Source organism: Kitasatospora sp. NPDC001261 (genome assembly GCF_042896795.1).
Lineage (GTDB): Bacteria > Actinomycetota > Actinomycetes > Streptomycetales > Streptomycetaceae > Kitasatospora.
This window is the reverse complement of the sequence record NZ_JBIAXP010000055.1, coordinates 1,457-16,499: the sequence shown is the minus strand read 5'-3', so window position 1 is coordinate 16,499 and position 15,043 is coordinate 1,457. Positions and strand designations below refer to the sequence as shown.

Here is a 15,043-nt window from a genome sequence, read left to right as displayed (position 1 = left end):
CGACCGCACCATCAAGCTCCTGGAGCAGACCCCCGAGGACGAGCCCACCGGCGGCCACCTGGAGCGCTGGCGCGCGCTGCGCGACACCATCCACGCCGACGTCTGCGAGAAGGGCTACGACCCGGAGCGCAACACCTTCACCCAGTACTACGGCGGCAAGGAACTGGACGCCTCCCTGCTGCTGATCCCCCAGGTCGGCTTCCTGCCCGCCGACGACAAGCGCGTCATCGGCACCATCGAGGCCATCCAGCGCGAACTGTCCACCGAGGACGGCTTCGTGCTGCGCTACCCGACCCACGACGAGTCCGGCAACAACGTGGACGGCCTCTCCGGCCACGAGGGCGCCTTCCTGGCCTGCTCGTTCTGGCTGGCCGACGACCTCGCCATGATCGGCCGGGTCCAGGAGGCCCGCGAGCTGTTCGACCGGCTGCTCGCGCTGCGCAACGACGTCGGCCTGCTCGCCGAGGAGTGGGACCCGCGCCTCAAGCGCCAGGTCGGCAACTTCCCCCAGGCCTTCAGCCACGTCCCGCTGATCGACACCGCCCTGCGGCTGACCGCCTGCGGCGCGGCGTACCTGTCCGCCCAGCCGGACGGGCCGGCCACCGACCGGGCCGAGCGGGCCACGGTCTAGGAGCGGACCTAGGGCCTGTCTTCAAACTCGCGTCTGCGGGGCGACGCCGGGGCACGCACCTCGCCGCGTTGTCGTCGGTCGCCAATGCTCCGCAGTGGCTCCCTCCTCCGCCTTGCGATGCACGCACCCCAACGCCGCCCCGCCCGCCCTCCGGGCGAACGACGGGAGTTTGAAGACACGCCCTAGCCGCGCTGCACCAGCTCGTCGTAGGTGCTGAGCACCTGGGCGACGGTGGCGGCCTCGTCCGGCCAGGTGTCGGCCTGCTGCCGGCCGGCCGCCACCTGCCGCTCGCGGCGGGCCGGGTCGACCAGCAGGGCGCGCACCGCGCGGCCGAGCGCCGCCGGATCGCCGGGGGGCACCAGCTCGGCGGCGTCCCCGACCAGTTCGGGGATGCCGCCGACGGCGGTGGCGACCACCGGCACGCCGGCCCGCATCGCCTCCTGCACCACCAGCGAGCGGGCCTCCCAGCGGCTGGGGACCACCACCACGTCGGCGGCGGCCAGCAGGTCGGGCACGTCCGTCCGGTAGCCGAGCAGCCGCACCGGCAGCTTCTCCGCGGCCGCCCGCTCGCGCAGCGCGCCCGCCTCCGGGCCGTCCCCGGCGAGCAGCACGAGCGGCTCCGGGTCCAGCGCGGACAGCTCCCGGGTGGCGTCCAGCAGCAGCCTGAAGGCCTTCTGCGGGACGAGCCGGCCGACCGCCAGCACCAGCGGACGGTCCGGGCCGTCGCCGAGCAGCGCGGCGCGCGCCTCGGCGCGGCCGAGCAGGCCCTCGGGCATCGGCGGCGCCGCGACCGGGCCCAGCCGGGCGTCGGTGGCGCCCAGTTCGCGGGCCCGGGCGACCAGGTCGGAGGAGGCGCCGAGGACCAGGTCGGCGGCGCGCGCCACCCGGCGCTCCATCAGCCGCTGCAGCCGGCGCTCCATGCCGGTGGCCAGCAGGGCGTGGTGCGAGGTGACCACCAGCGGGGTCTCGGGGCGCAGGCCCGGGAAGCGGCCCGCGGTGCGCAGCGCCAGGTCGGACAGCAGCCCGGCGCGCAGCCCGTGGGCGTGCACCACGTCGGCGCCGGTGAAGGCCCGGCGCAGCTCGCCGATCGCGGTGGCGTCGCTGCGGGCTCCCGCGGTGGGGGTGATGTCGACGGTGTGGAACCTGGCGCCCGTACGGGAGAAGCCGAACAGCGCGTCCGTGCCGGCCGGCGCGCAGACCGTGACGTTCACCCCGTGTGCGACCAGGCCCTGGGCCAGGGAGCGCACGTGCGCACCGATGCCGCCGGTGCTGGCGGCCAGGACGAGTACCACGTGCAGCTGCCCCGGTTCGGGGACGGCCGCGGTGGCCCGGGCGGCGGAATGGTCCACGTCGTCTCGCATCCGACTCGATCAGGTTCGCGCGCCGCTTCGCGAGGATTGCCCGCCCGGCGGCGCTCGGGGCTGGGAAGCCAGTGTCCAGCCGCCACGATGCCAGGTCGGCGGCCCTCTTGGACAGTCGGCGCCACGGGGGCGCGTCGCCGACGTCCGGGGGGCCGCCGGCCCCGGCTAGCGGCGGCGCGGGGCCCGGGCCGCGGCCAGCAGTTCCTCGGCGTGGGCGCGGCCCAGTTCCGAGTCCTCCAGGCCGGCCAGCATCCGGGAGAGTTCGCGCACCCGCTCCTCGTCGTTCAGCACCTTGACACCGCTGCGGGTCACGGTGCCGTCGTTGGTCTTCTCCACCACCAGGTGCCGGTCGGCGAACGCGGCGACCTGCGGGAGGTGGGTGACCACCACGACCTGGGCGGACTCGGCGAGCTTGGCCAGCCGGCGGCCGATCTCGACCGCGGCCTTGCCGCCGACGCCCGCGTCCACCTCATCGAACAGGTAGGTGGGGACGGGGTCGGCGCCCGCGAAGACCACCTCGACGGCGAGCATCACGCGCGACAGCTCACCGCCGGAGGCGCCCTTGGCGATCGGGCGCGGCTGGGCGCCGGGGTGCGGGGCGAGCAGCACCTCGACCTCGTCCACGCCGTGCGGCCCGTACGCGACGGTGCGCCCGCCGACCTCGATCCCGGCCAGGTCGTCGACCTGGCCGATCGCGAAGGTCACCCGGGCGTGCGGCATGGCCAGTTCGGCGAGTTCGGCGGAGACCGCGTCGGCGAACCGCCCGGCCGCGGCGTACCGGGCCTGCGACACCTCGGCGGCCAGCTCGGCCAGCTCGGCCCGCAGCTCGCTCTCCCGGGCGCCGAGCTCGTCGATCCGGTCGTCGTCGCCGTCGAGCTCGGCGAGCCGCACCGCACTGGCCTCGGCCCAGGCGATCACCTCGGCGAGCGCGTTCTCCTCGCCGCCGTACTTGCGCAGCAGCTGGGCCAGGACGGCCCGGCGGTCCTCGACGGCGGCCAGGCGCACCGGGTCGGCGTCCAGGTCGTCCGCGTAGCCGGCCAGATCGCCGGCCACGTCGGCGAGCAGGTAGCCGACCTCGTTGAGGCGGTCGGCCAGGGCGGCCAGCCGCTCGTCGTGGTGGCGCACCGCGTCCAGGGCCCGGCGGGACTGGGCGAGCAGGGTGCCCGCGTCCAGCGCCTCCGGGTCGACCGGGTCGCCGGCCAGCGCCGCGTGGGCGAGGGTCGCGGCGGAGGACAGCGCGTCGGCGTGGCCGAGCCGCTCGGCCTCGGCGGCCAGCTCGGCGTCCTCGCCGGCCACCGGCTCGGCGGCGGCGATCTCGTCCAGGCCGAAGCGCAGCAGGTCGGCCTCCTGGGCGCGCTCGCGGGCCCGGGTGGTCAGCTCCTCCAGGGTCGCGGAGACCTCGCGCAGGACGCGGTAGGTCTCCCGGTAGCGGGCCAGCGGCCCGGCCACCGAGGCGCCCGCGTACCGGTCCAGCGCGCCGCGCTGGCGGGCCGGGCGCAGCAGGCGCTGCTGGTCGGTCTGGCCGTGCACGGCGATCAGGTCCTCGCCGAGTTCGGCGAGCAGCCCGACCGGGACGGACCGGCCGCCGACGTGCGCCCGGGAGCGGCCCTCGGCGGAGACGGTCCGGCTGATCAGCAGCGCGCCGTCGTCCAGTTCGGCCCCGGCCTCGAGCGCGCGGACCGCCGCCGGGGAGCCGGGGGGCAGCTCCAGGCGGCCCTCCACGACGGCGCGTCCGGTGCCGTTGCGCACCAGGCCCGGGTCGGCGCGTCCCCCCAGCAGCAGGCCGAGGCTGGTCACGACCATGGTCTTCCCGGCGCCGGTCTCACCGGTCACGGCGGTGAAGCCGGGGGCGAGTTCGACCACCGCGTCGTCGATGACCCCAAGATCCCGTATCCGCATCTCGTCCAACACGGAGACGACCTTACGAGGTTCCGCCCCCGGCGCGCGACGAGCGACAACGGCGCGCGGCAACTCCGTGCCCGGAAGTTCATCCCTTCCGGGCGTCCTCGGCGGGCACCGGGACGGTGCACCAGGGCAGCAGGAGCTGCACCAGCGGGCCGATGGCCAGCGCGTACGCGACGGTGCCGGCCCCGGCGGTGCCGCCGAGCAGCAGCCCGGCGGTGAGGACCGTCACCTCGATGCCGGTGCGGATCAGCCGCAGCGAGCGGCCGGTGCGCCGGTGCAGGCCGGTCATCAGGCCGTCGCGCGGGCCGGGGCCGAGCCGGGCGCCGATGTAGAGGCCGCTGGCCAGGCCGTTGAGGGCGATCGCCGCGGCCGTCAGCGCGATCCTGGCGGGCAGGGCGCCGGGGCCGTCGACGACCCGCAGGGTGAGGTCCATGGCCGCGCCGATCACCAGCACGTTGGCGACGGTGCCCAGGCCCGGGCGCTGGCGCAGCGGGATCCACAGCAGCAGGACGAGGGCGCCGCAGATCGTCACCCAGGTGCCGACGGAGAGACCGATGGTGCGCTGCAGGCCCTGGTGCAGGACGTCCCAGGGGTCGAGGCCGAGGCCGGCGCGGAGCATCAGCGCCATGCTCACGCCGTACAGGGCGAGGCCGACGAACAGCTGCGGTATCCGGCGGCCGAGGGCGTGGGTGTCGCCGAACACCCGGACGGCGAGCGTCCGCCCGGCGGCCGGTCCGGGTCTGGTGGGGGTGGCTGATCCTGGTGTGGTCGTGGTGGCCAAGGCCTGCTCCTGCGGTGGTGCTGCACCACCGGGGCGCCCGGTGGTGGCGGCCGGCATGGCCGCCCTGCCATGATGGCCAGTCCAAAGCTGCCCGCTCCAGGGCCAATCCCGAGCAAGTGGACTTTTCAGCCATGGTCGACTGGCACACCACCGTCACGCCGCCCGCACTCGCGCGGCTGCTCACCACCGCCCGGCTCCCCGAGCCGGCCGCCGCCCGCCGCCCCGCCTACCGCACCCTGGCCGGGCAGATCCGGCTGCTGGTCACCGAGGGCCAGCTGCCGGTCGGCGCCCGGCTGCCCGCCGAACGCGAGCTGGCCACCGCACTGGCGATGAGCCGCACCACCGTCGCCACCGCGTACGAGACCCTGCGCGGCGACGGCTACCTGCGCAGCCGGCGCGGCGCGGGCAGCTGGACCGCCCTGCCCGAGGGCGCGCCGCCGCCCGGCGAGGCCCTGCACCCCGTCCCGCCGGACGAGCAGGGCCGCATCCTCGACCTCGGCGTCGCCGCCCCGCCCGCCCCCCAGCCCTGGGTCGGCCAGGCCGCCGCCCGGGCCGTCGAACAGCTGCCGTACTACGCCGCCGGGCACGGCCACTACCCCACCGGCGTCCCGGTGCTGCGCGAGGCCGTCGCCCGCCGCTTCACCGAGCGCGGACTGCCCACCACCCCCGACCAGATCCTGATCACCACCGGCGCGATGGGCGGCCTGCACCTGCTCCAGCGGGCGCTGGTCGGCCGCGGCGACCGGGTCGCCGTCGAGGCGCCCAGCTACGCCCACACCCTCCAGGCGCTGCGGCTGGCCGGCGCCCGCCTGGTCCCGGTGCCGTACACCTGGACGCCGCGGCCCACCTGGGACCTCGACGAGTGGCGGCGAGTGCTGCGCGGGGCCGGCCCCCGGGTCGCGTACGTGATCCCGGACTTCCACAACCCGACCGGCGCGCTGATCGACGAGGAGCAGCGCCGCGAACTGCTGGCCGCCGCCAGGGCCGCCGGGAGCATCGTGCTGGCCGACGAGACCACCGCCGAACTCGGCTGGGGCGTACCGCCGTCCACGCCGCTGCCGCGCCCGACGGCGGCCCTGGACCGCGCCGCCCAGGTGGTCACCGTCGGCTCGGCGGGCAAGCTGCTCTGGGGCGGCCTGCGGATCGGCTGGGTCCGGGCCGCGCCCGCGCTGGTACGCCGGCTGGCCACCGAACGGGTCTACAGCGACGTCGGCACCCCGGTGCTGGACCAGCTGATCGCCGCCGAGCTGCTGGGCGATCCGCTGCCCGACGTACGGGAGCACCAGCTGACCCGGCTGCGGGCCACCGCGCGGGCCTTCGCCGCCGCCCTGCCCGAACGGCTGCCCGGGTGGAGCTTCACCATGCCGTCGGGCGGGCTCTCACTGTGGGTCTCCACCGACGGCCTGTCCGGCGCGGCGCTGGCCCGGGCCGGGGAGCGCAGCGGGGTCCGGATCGCCTCCGGCAACCGCTTCGGTTCGGACGGCGCCTTCGAGCACCACATCCGCCTCCCGGTCACCGTGCCCGCCGCGACCGTCCCCGCCGCCGTCGAGCGCCTCGCCGACCTGGCCGCCCAGGCGGCGGCCGGCGGACGCCTCGAACCGGCGGACGAGTCCCAGCCGCTGGCGGTCTGACGGCCGCGCGGCGGGGCAAGTCCCTTGGCGCGCGGGAACTTTGGCCCGTTCGCGCGGGCCGCGGCCGGCCGTGCCGCAGTCGGACGAACCGCGTCTGTACGGGCCGCGGTCGGCCGTGCCGCGGCCCGCCGCGGCTACTGGTGGTCGGCCCGGCCGCGCCAACCCGTCACCGGCAGCGCGAACTTGGCCACCAGCCGGTCGGTGAACGGCGCCCGGTGCAGTCTGGCCAGCCGCACCGGCGTCCGGCCCCGGCGGACCTCCACCCGCGCCCCGGCGGGCAGTTCGACCGAACGCCGCCCGTCGCACCAGAGCACCCCGTGCGGGGTCTTGGGCTGCACCTCGACCGCCAGCACCGACTCCGGCGAGGTCACCAGCGGGCGGGCGAACAGCGCGTGCGCGGAGATCGGCACCATCAGCAGCGCCTCCACCTCCGGCCACACCACCGGCCCGCCGCCGGAGAACGCGTACGCGGTGGACCCGGTCGGCGTCGCGCACACCACGCCGTCGCAGCCGAAGTTGGAGACCGGACGGCCGTCCACCTCGGTCACCACCTCCAGCATCCGCTCCCGGGACGCCTTCTCGATCGAGGCCTCGTTCAGCGCCCAGTCCTCGTGCACCACGTCGCCGTTGGTGCGGACGATGACGTCGATCGTCATCCGCTCCTCGACCTCGTAGTCGGCGTCGACCACCCGCTCGACGACCACGGCCAGGTCGTCCCGCTCGGCCTCGGCGAGGAAGCCCACCCGGCCCAGGTTGATCCCGAGCATCGGCAGCCCGTGGGAGCGCGCCAGCTCCGCCCCGCGCAGCAGCGTCCCGTCCCCGCCGGCCACCAGGATCAGCTCGCAGCCGTCCGCCGCCCCGGGGCCCTCGGTGACCTTCTCGACGCCCTCCGGCAGGTCCAGGTCCACCGCCTCGGCTTCCAGCAGTCTGATCCGCAGCCCCACCTTCAGCAGCCCGTGCACCAGGGCCTCGACGCTGCGCAGCGCCGTCTCCCGGCCGGTGTGCGCGATCAGGAAGACCGTACGTTCTTCATCGCTCATGCCGCTGCCCTCTCCCTAACGCCTGCCGGGTCGCCCTTGGTCCCGGGGCGGCCGCGCCATACGACATGACGGGCCGGACGCTCGCAAGGCACCCTACCGGGGCCCCTCCGCCACGGCCCGGTCCGCGTCCGCGGGGTCCAGCCGCGGAGCGTCACGGCGCAGCCAGAGGAAGTACTCGACGTTGCCGGACGGCCCCGGCAGGGGGCTCGCGGTGACCGCGCGCACGCCCAGCCCGAGCTCCCACGCCTGCCCCGCGACCTGGCGCACCATCTCGGCGCGCAGCTGCGGGCTGCGCACCACCCCGCCGCTGCCCAGCCGCTCCTTGCCGATCTCGAACTGGGGCTTGACCATCAGCACCAGGTCCGCGTCCTCGGCCGCGCAGGAGGCGAGGGCCGGGAGCACCAGGCCGAGCGAGATGAACGACAGGTCGCCCACCACCAGGTCGACCCGGGTGCCGCCGATCAGCTCCGGCGTCAGCTCGCGCACATTGGTGCGGTCCATCACGGTGACCCGCTCGTCGCTCTGCAGCGACCAGGCGAGCTGCCCGTAGCCGACGTCCACCGCCAGCACGTGCGCGGCCCCGGCCCGCAGCAGCACGTCGGTGAACCCGCCGGTGGACGCGCCCGCGTCCAGCGCCCGGCGGCCCTCGACGACCAGGCCCTGCGGCACGAAGGCCGCGAACGCGCCGGCGAGCTTGTGGCCGCCGCGCGAGACGTAGTCGGGGTCGTTCTCGTCCTTCGCCACCACGACCGCCGCCGAGGTCTCCACCTGGGTGGCCGGCTTGGTCGCGGTGGCGCCGCCGACCGTCACCCGCCCGGCGGCGATCAGCTCGGACGCGTGCTCACGCGATCGGGCCAGCTTGCGGCGGACCAATTCCGCGTCGAGTCGACGTCGTGCCACTGCCACTGGTGTTTCAGCTCCTACGGATCCTGCGGGTCATTCCTGGTCGAGCGCGGCCAGTGTGTCGACGAGCCGCTGGTGAACATCTTCGTACACCGCGACGTGTGCCTCGGCCGGGACCCCGTCCAGGGCCTCCAGCCGGGCCAGTCCGGCGTCCACCCCGGGGTGGCCGGTGGGGAGCAGCTCGACGCCGAGCGGCTCGGCGGGGAGCACCGCGTCGAGCGGTGCCGGCGGCCCGGCGTGCCGGACGGACCGGGGCGGTTCACTCGTCTCGGGCATCGGGCTTCTTCGCGTCGTCGGGCTTCTTCGGGTCGCCGGGCTTCTTCGTGCTGGTGGCCTTGCGGACGGTGGTCTTCCTGGTCGCCGCACGCTTCGCGGGCGTCCCGGGCTCGGTTCCGGCCTCGGCCTGCCGGGGGGTGGCGGACTTCTTGACGGTCGTCGTCCGCTTCGCGGCGGCCTTCCCTGCCTGCGTCGTCTTGGCCGACGTCTTCTTCGCCGGGGTGGCCTTCTTCGCCGTGCTCTTCTCGGCGACGGCCTTCCCGGCGGAGCTCTTCCCGGCGGTGCTCTCCTCCGCCGCGGGCTCCTCCCGCGGGGCCGGGGCGACCGCGGACACCCGCGGGACGGGCGGGACCGGCGGGTCGACCTCGACCGGCTCGTCCACCTCCACCCGCTCGGCGACTATCGGCTCACCCACCGTCCGGGCGGCCGACCGCTCCTCCTCGGCCTCCCACCCGCGCCCGAAGAGGTCGCCGGCCCGCGGCGCCGGCACCGGCTCCTCGGCCCCGTACGCCCCTGGCCCGGACGCGGCCGCCGGGGCCTCCTCCTCGACCTCGCGCAGCTTGGTCTCCAGGTACGCCAGCACCACGCCGACCTTGGTCACCTGGTCGCCGACCTTCTCGAAGACCTTCTCCGCCTCGTTGCGCGCCACGCCGACGGCCAGGTCCACCCCGGCCCGCCCGGCGGTGACCGCCTCCCCGGCGAGGGTCTGCAGGGTCTCCACCGACGGCGGGAACTGGCCGCCCAGCCTGCGCTCGACCCCGGCGACGTCGACCCCGGCCTTCTCCAGGATCGAGCTCGCCGTCCCGACGACCAGCTTGCCGACCTCCTCGACCACGCCGGCGGCGGTCTCCACCACTCCCCGAACCGTCCTCGGCAGCATCCGGGTGCCTCCCAATCGCCTCTGGGCGTCGCTCCGTCGCCCTCAGTACCCGGGCGCCGTTCCGGGCACCCCACCGACGACGCTACCGCCAAAACCCGCCTGAGGTACCGTGGCCCGCAGTCAGCACCGTAGCGACCGGGGGAGGGAGCCGGCCCGTGGCGAACGCCGAGGAGTGCCGGGAGGCGCTGGAGCAGCTCAGCCGGAACATGACGAAGTCCACCGGCGACGTCCGCAAGGCCGCGGCCCTCGACCGCTCGCTCAGCTGCCGGATCACCGACCTCGACCTGACCTTCACCGGGCGGCTGCGCGACGGCCGGATCCAGGACGTGGTGGTGGCCCCCGGCGCCCCGGCCGGGAAGGCGGAGATCCGGCTCACCATGAGCAGCGACGACCTGGTCGCGCTGGTCGGCGGGCGGCTCAACTTCGGCTCCGCGTGGGCGAGCGGCCGGGTCAGGCTGGAGGCGGGCTTCCGCGACCTGCTGCGGCTGCGCACCCTGCTCTGACCCCGGCCGCCGTACCCGCCGACCGCCGGACCGTCCTCAGAACCCCAGGTCGGCCAGCGCCTTCCGGCCGTCCACCGGCGCGCCGCCCGCGTCCAGCACCGTCCACGCGGCCGCGCACAGCGCCCGCAGGCCGTCCCAGCGGTCCCCGGCCCCGGACAGCCGCAGCACCCCGGCCTCGACGCCCGCGACCCAGCCGCCGCACCCGAAGCCGCCGTCCACCGGCGTCACCGCCCGGTGCGGGACGAGCAGTCCGCGCAGGTCCGCCGCCAGGTAGGTCGGCCGGTGCTCGACCGGGGCCGCCAGCAGCAGCTCCGGGGTGGTCACCCCGGTGAACACCAGCAGGCTGTCCACCCCGCCGTTGAACGCGCCCTCGATGTCGGTGTCCAGCCGGTCCCCGACCACCAGCGGCCGCTCCGCGCCAGTGCGCAGCACGGTCTCCCGGTGCATCGGCGGCAGCGGCTTGCCCGCCACCTCCGGCTCCACCCCGGTCGCCGCCCGCACGGCCGCCACCAGGGTGCCGTTGCCGGGCGCGATGCCGCGGGCCCTCGGCACTGTCAGGTCCAGGTTGGACGCCACCCAGGGCAGGCCGCTCTGCACCGCGTACGCGGCCTCCGCGAGGTCCGTCCACCCCACCGAGGGGTCGAAGCCCTGGACCACCGCGAGCGGCCCGTCGGCCAGCGAGCGGACCGCGACCAGCCCCAGCTCGGCCAGCGCCTCCTCCAGCCCGAGACCGCCCACGACCAGCACCTTCGAGCCGGCCGGCACCTTCTCGGCGACCAGCCGGGCGGCGGCCTGGGCCGAGTTGATCACGTCGGCCGGCTCGGCCGGGACGCCCAGCTCGGTCAGGTGCTCGGCGACCACCCGCGGCGGGCGGGAGGCGTTGTTGGTCACGTACGCGAGCCGCATCCCGGCCGTCCGGGCCGCGTCCAGGGCGTCCACCGCGTGCTCGATCGCGTGCGCGCCGGCGTAGACCACGCCGTCCAGGTCGAGCAGCGCGGTGTCGTACGCGTCGGTCAGCGGCCGCTCGCTGCCTCCGGGGGCGGTCCGTCGCACGGGGGTGGCCGTCTCGGTCATGGCTGCGCTACCTCATTCACTGCGTCGTCGTTCACTGCGTCGTCCGTGTCGCACGTCCTCGTGCGTCAGGGTGTCAGGGCGTCCGGTACGGCCTCCGGCCCGGCGCCTCGTACCGCGTCCGGCCGGGTCGCGGCGCCCACCGGTCAGGCGCCGCCGTCGGCACCGGCGGTGCCCGCCGTTCCGCCGGCCGGGCCCTCGGCGCCCGCCGGGGGCTCCACGTACCCGGGGGCTCCCGGCAGCAGCGGGCCGTACGCCCCGGCGCGGGCCGCCAGGGTCGCCCTGGTCTGCCGCAACGCCTGCCGGTAGTGGTCGGACTCCGGCCGCATCGCCACGGCCAGCGCCAGGTGCTCGGCGGAGGTCTCGAAGTCGCCCAGCCGGGCCGCCGAGACGCCCCATCCGAACTGAGCGTAGTCGTCCGCCGGATCGGCGAGCGCCACGGCACGGAAGTTCGCCAGCGCCGCCGCGTACGAGCCCGCGTCGAACTGGGCCCGCGCCAGCGCCTCCCGGATGCTGCGCGAGTGCGGCTCGGCCGCCACCGCCCGGGCGAGCAGCTGCTCGGCGGCCGCCGGATGCCCCTGCGCCAGCAGCTGGGCGCCCCGGCGGAACCAGTCGTAGACGTCCCCGGTGGGCTCCCCGGAGCGGCTCTGCCGCGGTACCCCGCCGACCGGCACCCCGCCGGTCTCCGTACCCGCCTCCGAGCCGCCCTCCGAACCGACCGGCACCGCACCGGCCGTCGAACCGTCGCCCGGCACGCGGCCCGGCACGCCGTCGGCCGGAGCGTCCCCGCGGGTGGCACCGACCGGCCCGCCCGACTCGGCCGGGCCGCCGCCGTCCACCCGTTCCTGCCCGTCGTCCATGCCGTACCTCGCCCTCGGTCGCACACCCGCCCCACAGATCGGCACGGGTATTCCGATCTCTCAACAACGCGTACCCGGTTACGATGCCCAGAATGAGCACACCCAGTGCAGAAGACGGAGTCGAGACTCCCGAGGGCGGCCCCGGCGATCCCGGGCACGTCGCCACCGCCGGCCTGTCCCTGTCCCCCTTCCGCGGCCTGCGCTACGTCCCCGACCGGGTCGGCACCCTGGCCGCCGTGACGTCCCCGCCGTACGACGTCGTGGACCCGGGCCGCCGGCTCGACCTGGAGACCGCCGACCCGCACAACGTGGTCCGGCTGATCCTGCCCAGGCCCGAGCCCGAGGACGCCGGCGACCGCCCCGACCGCGACACCCGCTACCGGCACGCCGCCCGGCTGCTGGCCGCCTGGCAGCGCGAGGGCGTCCTGGCCGCCGACCCCGAGCCCGCGATCTACGTCTACGAGCAGCGGCTCCCGGCCACCGCCGACTCCCCCGAGCTGCTCCAGCGCGGCCTGATCGGCGCCCTCGCGGTGAGCGGTCGGGAGGGCGGCGTGGTGCTCCCGCACGAGGACGTGATGCCCCGGCCGGTCGCCGACCGGGTCGGCCTGATGCGCACCACCCGGGCCAACCTGGAACCGCTGCTGCTCACCTACCGGGGCGGCGGCGGCGCCTCCGGCGTGATCGAGCGGACGGTCGAACGCGAGCCGCTGCTCTCCACCGCCACCAGCGACGGCACCCACCACCGCCTGTGGGCGGTCACCGCCCCGGCCGAGATCGCCGAGATCAGCCGCGACCTGGCCACCTGCCGGGCGCTGATCGCCGACGGCCACCACCGCTGGGAGATGTACCTCCGCCTCCAGCGCGAGCACCGCCACCTGCCGCGCAGCCCCTGGGACCGCGGCATGGTGCTCCTGGTGGACACCGCCCGCTACCCGCTGCGGGTCCGTGCCATCCACCGCGTGCTGTACCGGCTGCCGGTGGCCGAGGCGCTGGAGCGGCTCGGCGACCAGTGGAAGGTCAAGGAGGTCCCCGGGCCGCTGTCCGCCGCGCTCCAGGCCCTCGCCGAGCAGAAGCGGCACGGCGGCAACGGCTTCGTCCTGACCGGCGGCGACGGCGTCTACTGGCTGCTCGGCGAACCCGAGGAGTCCCTGCTCGACGCCACCGTGCCGCACGGCCGGCCCGAGGAGTGGCGCCACCTGGACGCCACCGTCCTGCACGCCACCCTGCTGGACCGCACCTGGCACGTCCCCGACGGCCCGGACGACATCGGCTACCTGCACACCGCCGTGGCCGCCGAACAGGAGGCCGCGCGCACCGGCGGCACCGCCGTCCTGCTGCACCCGGTCCGGGAGTCCGTGGTGCGACGGCTGGCCGAGCAGGGCGTCACCATGCCGCGCAAGTCCACCTCCTTCGGGCCGAAGCCGGCCACCGGGCTGGTGCTGCGCAACCTCGCGCTGGGCTGACACCGCGCGGGGCTGAGACCTCGGCCGGCCCGGACACGGGCCGGAACGCCGTGAGGCCCTGCCGTTCCCGGAGTTTCCCGGGGAACGGCAGGGCCTCACGGCGTTTGCCTGGGAGCTGCTCAGCTCTTGTCGGCGTCGGCGTCGGCCTTGGCGGCCTTCGACTCCTCGGCCTCGGCGGCCTCGGCCTGCTGGGCGCGCTCGGGGACGACGCCGTCGAAGTCGTCGTCGATCTCGAGGTCGTCCTCGTCGTAGAACTCCTCGACGTCCTCCTCGTCCTCGAAGATCACGCGGTCCTCGGAGTGGTCGCCGCCACCGCGCTTCTTCTGCACCGGGGCGTCCGTCGACTCGGCCTCGTCCTCGGCCAGCTCCGGGTCGAGCGTGTCGGTGAACTCCACGCCGTCGATCTCGGCCAGCCGCTCCGAGGCGTTGGTGGTGCCGTCGGTGTCGGCCTCGGCGGCCTTGGCGAACCAGTCACGGGCCTCGTCGGCCCGGCCGGCCGCGATCAGGGCCTCGGCGTAGGCGTACCGCAGACGCGCGGTCCACGGCTGCACGGAGTTGGAGGCCAGCTCCGGGCTCTGCAGCGTCACCACGGCGGCGTCGAACTGCTCCATGTCGGCGCGGGCACCGGCCGCCACCAGGCGCATCTCGACCTGGCCGGCCTTGTCCAGCTGCTTCACCTCGGGCTCGCCGGCCATCGCCAGCGCCCGCTCCGGACGGCCCAGACCGCGCTCGCAGTCGGCCATCACGGGCCACAGGTCCGCCCGGCCGGTCATCCGGCGGGCGGCGCGGAACTCGGTCAGCGCCTCGGAGTAGCGCTGCGTCATGTACGAGGCGAAACCGGCCGCCTCACGGACGGCCGCCACGCGGGAGGCCAGACGGAGCGCGATGCGCGAGTACTGGTAGGCCTCCTCCGCCTCGCCGTCGAGCAGGCGGGCCACCATCACCAGGTTGCGGGCGACGTCGTCCGCGAGGGTCTTGGGCAGGCTCTTGAGCTCCTGGCGCACGTCCGCGTCCAGCTCGTAGCCGGTGACGTCCTCCGGGATCGGCAGACGCTTGACGGGCTCGTAGTTGCCCCGGCGGTCGTCGTACTCCCGGCGGTCGCCGCCGCGCTCGTCCCGGTCACGGCGGTAGCCGCCACCCGACGGGCGGTCGTCACGGCGGAAGCCGCCGCGGTCGCCACCACGGTCATCGCGACGGAAGCCACCACGGTCGCCGCCGCGGTCATCGCGGTTGAAGCCACCCGAGGGGCGGTCGTCACGACGGAAGCCACCGCCGGCCGGACGGTCGCCACGGTCGCGGTTGAAACCGCCACCCGACGGACGGTCGTCACGACGCGGACGGTCGTCACGGTCGTCACGACGGAAACCGCTCGGGCGGTCGTCGCGGCGGAAACCACCGCGGTCGCCGCCGCGGTCATCGCGGTTGAAGCCGCCGGACGGGCGGTCGTCGCGGCGGAAGCCGCCACGGTCGCCGCCGCGGTCGTCACGGTTGAAGCCACCCGAGGGGCGGTCATCGCGGCGGAAGCCACCGCCGGCCGGACGGTCGCCGCGGTCGCGGTTGAAACCGCCACCGGAGGGACGGTCGTCACGACGGAAGCCGCCACGGTCGCCACCACGGTCATCGCGGTTGAAACCGCCGGAGGGGCGGTCGTCGCGGCGGAAGCCGCCACGGTCGCCGCCGCGGTCGTCACGGTTGAAGCCACCCGAGGGGCGGTCATCGCGGCGGAAGCCACCGCCGG

General features: G+C 75.8%; 14 protein-coding genes and 1 pseudogene. 4 read left to right on the top strand and 11 right to left on the bottom strand.

Annotated elements, in window-relative coordinates; all coding sequences use genetic code 11:
- Window positions 1-631, top strand: a 631-nt coding sequence (locus ACFY4B_RS42075; RefSeq protein ID WP_387977012.1) for a glycoside hydrolase family 15 protein, incomplete at its 5' end; no start/stop codon positions are given.
- A gap of 182 nt (window positions 632-813) precedes the next feature.
- Here ACFY4B_RS42075 and ACFY4B_RS42070 read toward each other — a convergent pair.
- From ACFY4B_RS42070 to ACFY4B_RS42060, 3 genes are all read right to left on the bottom strand, one after another.
- Entirely contained in the window at window positions 814-1,992 is a 1,179-nt protein-coding gene (locus ACFY4B_RS42070) for a glycosyltransferase family 4 protein (protein ID WP_387977009.1), read from the bottom strand.
- 165 nt (window positions 1,993-2,157) lie between these two features.
- Window positions 2,158-3,891: a DNA repair protein RecN gene (gene recN, locus ACFY4B_RS42065; RefSeq protein WP_181970842.1), complete on the bottom strand. Its 1,734-nt coding sequence runs from the start codon at window positions 3,889-3,891 to the stop codon at window positions 2,158-2,160.
- Between the two features lie 88 nt (window positions 3,892-3,979).
- Window positions 3,980-4,678 carry a hypothetical protein gene (locus ACFY4B_RS42060; RefSeq protein WP_074004685.1) on the bottom strand — a complete coding sequence of 233 codons (699 nt, stop codon included), beginning with the start codon at window positions 4,676-4,678 and terminating at the stop codon, window positions 3,980-3,982.
- 131 nt (window positions 4,679-4,809) lie between these two features.
- On the opposite strand from ACFY4B_RS42060, the gene ACFY4B_RS42055 reads away from it, so the two are divergent.
- Entirely contained in the window at window positions 4,810-6,309 is a 1,500-nt protein-coding gene (locus tag ACFY4B_RS42055; protein ID WP_387977006.1) for a PLP-dependent aminotransferase family protein, read from the top strand.
- A 134-nt stretch (window positions 6,310-6,443) separates the two neighbouring features.
- On the opposite strand, the gene ACFY4B_RS42050 is transcribed toward ACFY4B_RS42055, so the two are convergent.
- The 4 genes from ACFY4B_RS42050 to ACFY4B_RS42035 all read right to left on the bottom strand — a co-directional run bounded on the left by ACFY4B_RS42050 (window position 6,444) and on the right by ACFY4B_RS42035 (window position 9,384).
- Window positions 6,444-7,349, bottom strand: a complete 906-nt coding sequence (locus ACFY4B_RS42050; RefSeq protein WP_049654720.1) for an NAD kinase — start codon at window positions 7,347-7,349, stop codon at window positions 6,444-6,446.
- A gap of 93 nt (window positions 7,350-7,442) precedes the next feature.
- Entirely contained in the window at window positions 7,443-8,249 is an 807-nt protein-coding gene (locus ACFY4B_RS42045) for a TlyA family RNA methyltransferase (RefSeq protein ID WP_074004683.1), read from the bottom strand.
- 36 nt (window positions 8,250-8,285) lie between these two features.
- Window positions 8,286-8,528 (bottom strand): hypothetical protein, encoded by a 243-nt coding sequence (locus tag ACFY4B_RS42040; protein ID WP_074004682.1) that lies wholly within the window; start codon window positions 8,526-8,528, stop codon window positions 8,286-8,288.
- Entirely contained in the window at window positions 8,512-9,384 is an 873-nt protein-coding gene (locus tag ACFY4B_RS42035; RefSeq protein WP_387977003.1) for a hypothetical protein, read from the bottom strand. The genes ACFY4B_RS42040 and ACFY4B_RS42035 overlap by 17 nt, the downstream gene beginning before the upstream one ends.
- A 179-nt stretch (window positions 9,385-9,563) precedes the next feature.
- Between ACFY4B_RS42035 and ACFY4B_RS42030 the strand changes: the two genes are divergently transcribed.
- The gene (locus ACFY4B_RS42030) at window positions 9,564-9,911 is read left to right on the top strand and encodes an SCP2 sterol-binding domain-containing protein (RefSeq protein ID WP_387977000.1); all 348 of its coding nucleotides are present in this window, start codon (window positions 9,564-9,566) and stop codon (window positions 9,909-9,911) included.
- Between the two features lie 36 nt (window positions 9,912-9,947).
- Here ACFY4B_RS42030 and ACFY4B_RS42025 read toward each other — a convergent pair whose 3' ends face one another.
- Both ACFY4B_RS42025 and ACFY4B_RS42020 read right to left on the bottom strand, forming a co-directional pair.
- Window positions 9,948-10,985, bottom strand: coding sequence for an HAD-IIA family hydrolase (locus ACFY4B_RS42025; protein ID WP_387976997.1), 1,038 nt, complete (start codon window positions 10,983-10,985; stop codon window positions 9,948-9,950).
- A gap of 143 nt (window positions 10,986-11,128) precedes the next feature.
- Entirely contained in the window at window positions 11,129-11,842 is a 714-nt protein-coding gene (locus ACFY4B_RS42020; protein WP_387976994.1) for a tetratricopeptide repeat protein, read from the bottom strand.
- A 92-nt stretch (window positions 11,843-11,934) separates the two neighbouring features.
- Here ACFY4B_RS42020 and ACFY4B_RS42015 point away from each other — a divergent pair, with 92 nt between their 5' ends.
- The gene (locus ACFY4B_RS42015) at window positions 11,935-13,305 is read left to right on the top strand and encodes a DUF1015 family protein (protein WP_082345921.1); all 1,371 of its coding nucleotides are present in this window, start codon (window positions 11,935-11,937) and stop codon (window positions 13,303-13,305) included.
- A 119-nt stretch (window positions 13,306-13,424) separates the two neighbouring features.
- On the opposite strand, the gene ACFY4B_RS42010 is transcribed toward ACFY4B_RS42015, so the two are convergent.
- Both ACFY4B_RS42010 and ACFY4B_RS42005 read right to left on the bottom strand, forming a co-directional pair.
- Complete coding sequence (locus ACFY4B_RS42010; RefSeq protein ID WP_375877814.1) at window positions 13,425-14,309, bottom strand: hypothetical protein; 885 nt, start codon at window positions 14,307-14,309, stop codon at window positions 13,425-13,427.
- A 66-nt stretch (window positions 14,310-14,375) separates the two neighbouring features.
- A pseudogene (locus tag ACFY4B_RS42005) lies at window positions 14,376-15,043 on the bottom strand (RNA helicase); the annotation flags it as partial.

Excerpts from the sequence above, each read along its gene's own strand:
- ACFY4B_RS42070 (WP_387977009.1), bottom strand. The coding sequence starts at position 1,992 with ATGCGAGACGACGTGGACCATTCCGCCGCCCGGGCCACCGCGGCCGTC.
- recN (WP_181970842.1), bottom strand. The coding sequence starts at position 3,891 with ATGCGGATACGGGATCTTGGGGTCATCGACGACGCGGTGGTCGAACTC.
- ACFY4B_RS42055 (WP_387977006.1), top strand. The coding sequence starts at position 4,810 with ATGGTCGACTGGCACACCACCGTCACGCCGCCCGCACTCGCGCGGCTG.
- ACFY4B_RS42050 (WP_049654720.1), bottom strand. The coding sequence starts at position 7,349 with ATGAGCGATGAAGAACGTACGGTCTTCCTGATCGCGCACACCGGCCGG.
- ACFY4B_RS42040 (WP_074004682.1), bottom strand. The coding sequence starts at position 8,528 with ATGCCCGAGACGAGTGAACCGCCCCGGTCCGTCCGGCACGCCGGGCCG.
- ACFY4B_RS42025 (WP_387976997.1), bottom strand. The coding sequence starts at position 10,985 with ATGACCGAGACGGCCACCCCCGTGCGACGGACCGCCCCCGGAGGCAGC.
- ACFY4B_RS42020 (WP_387976994.1), bottom strand. The coding sequence starts at position 11,842 with ATGGACGACGGGCAGGAACGGGTGGACGGCGGCGGCCCGGCCGAGTCG.
- ACFY4B_RS42015 (WP_082345921.1), top strand. The coding sequence starts at position 11,935 with ATGAGCACACCCAGTGCAGAAGACGGAGTCGAGACTCCCGAGGGCGGC.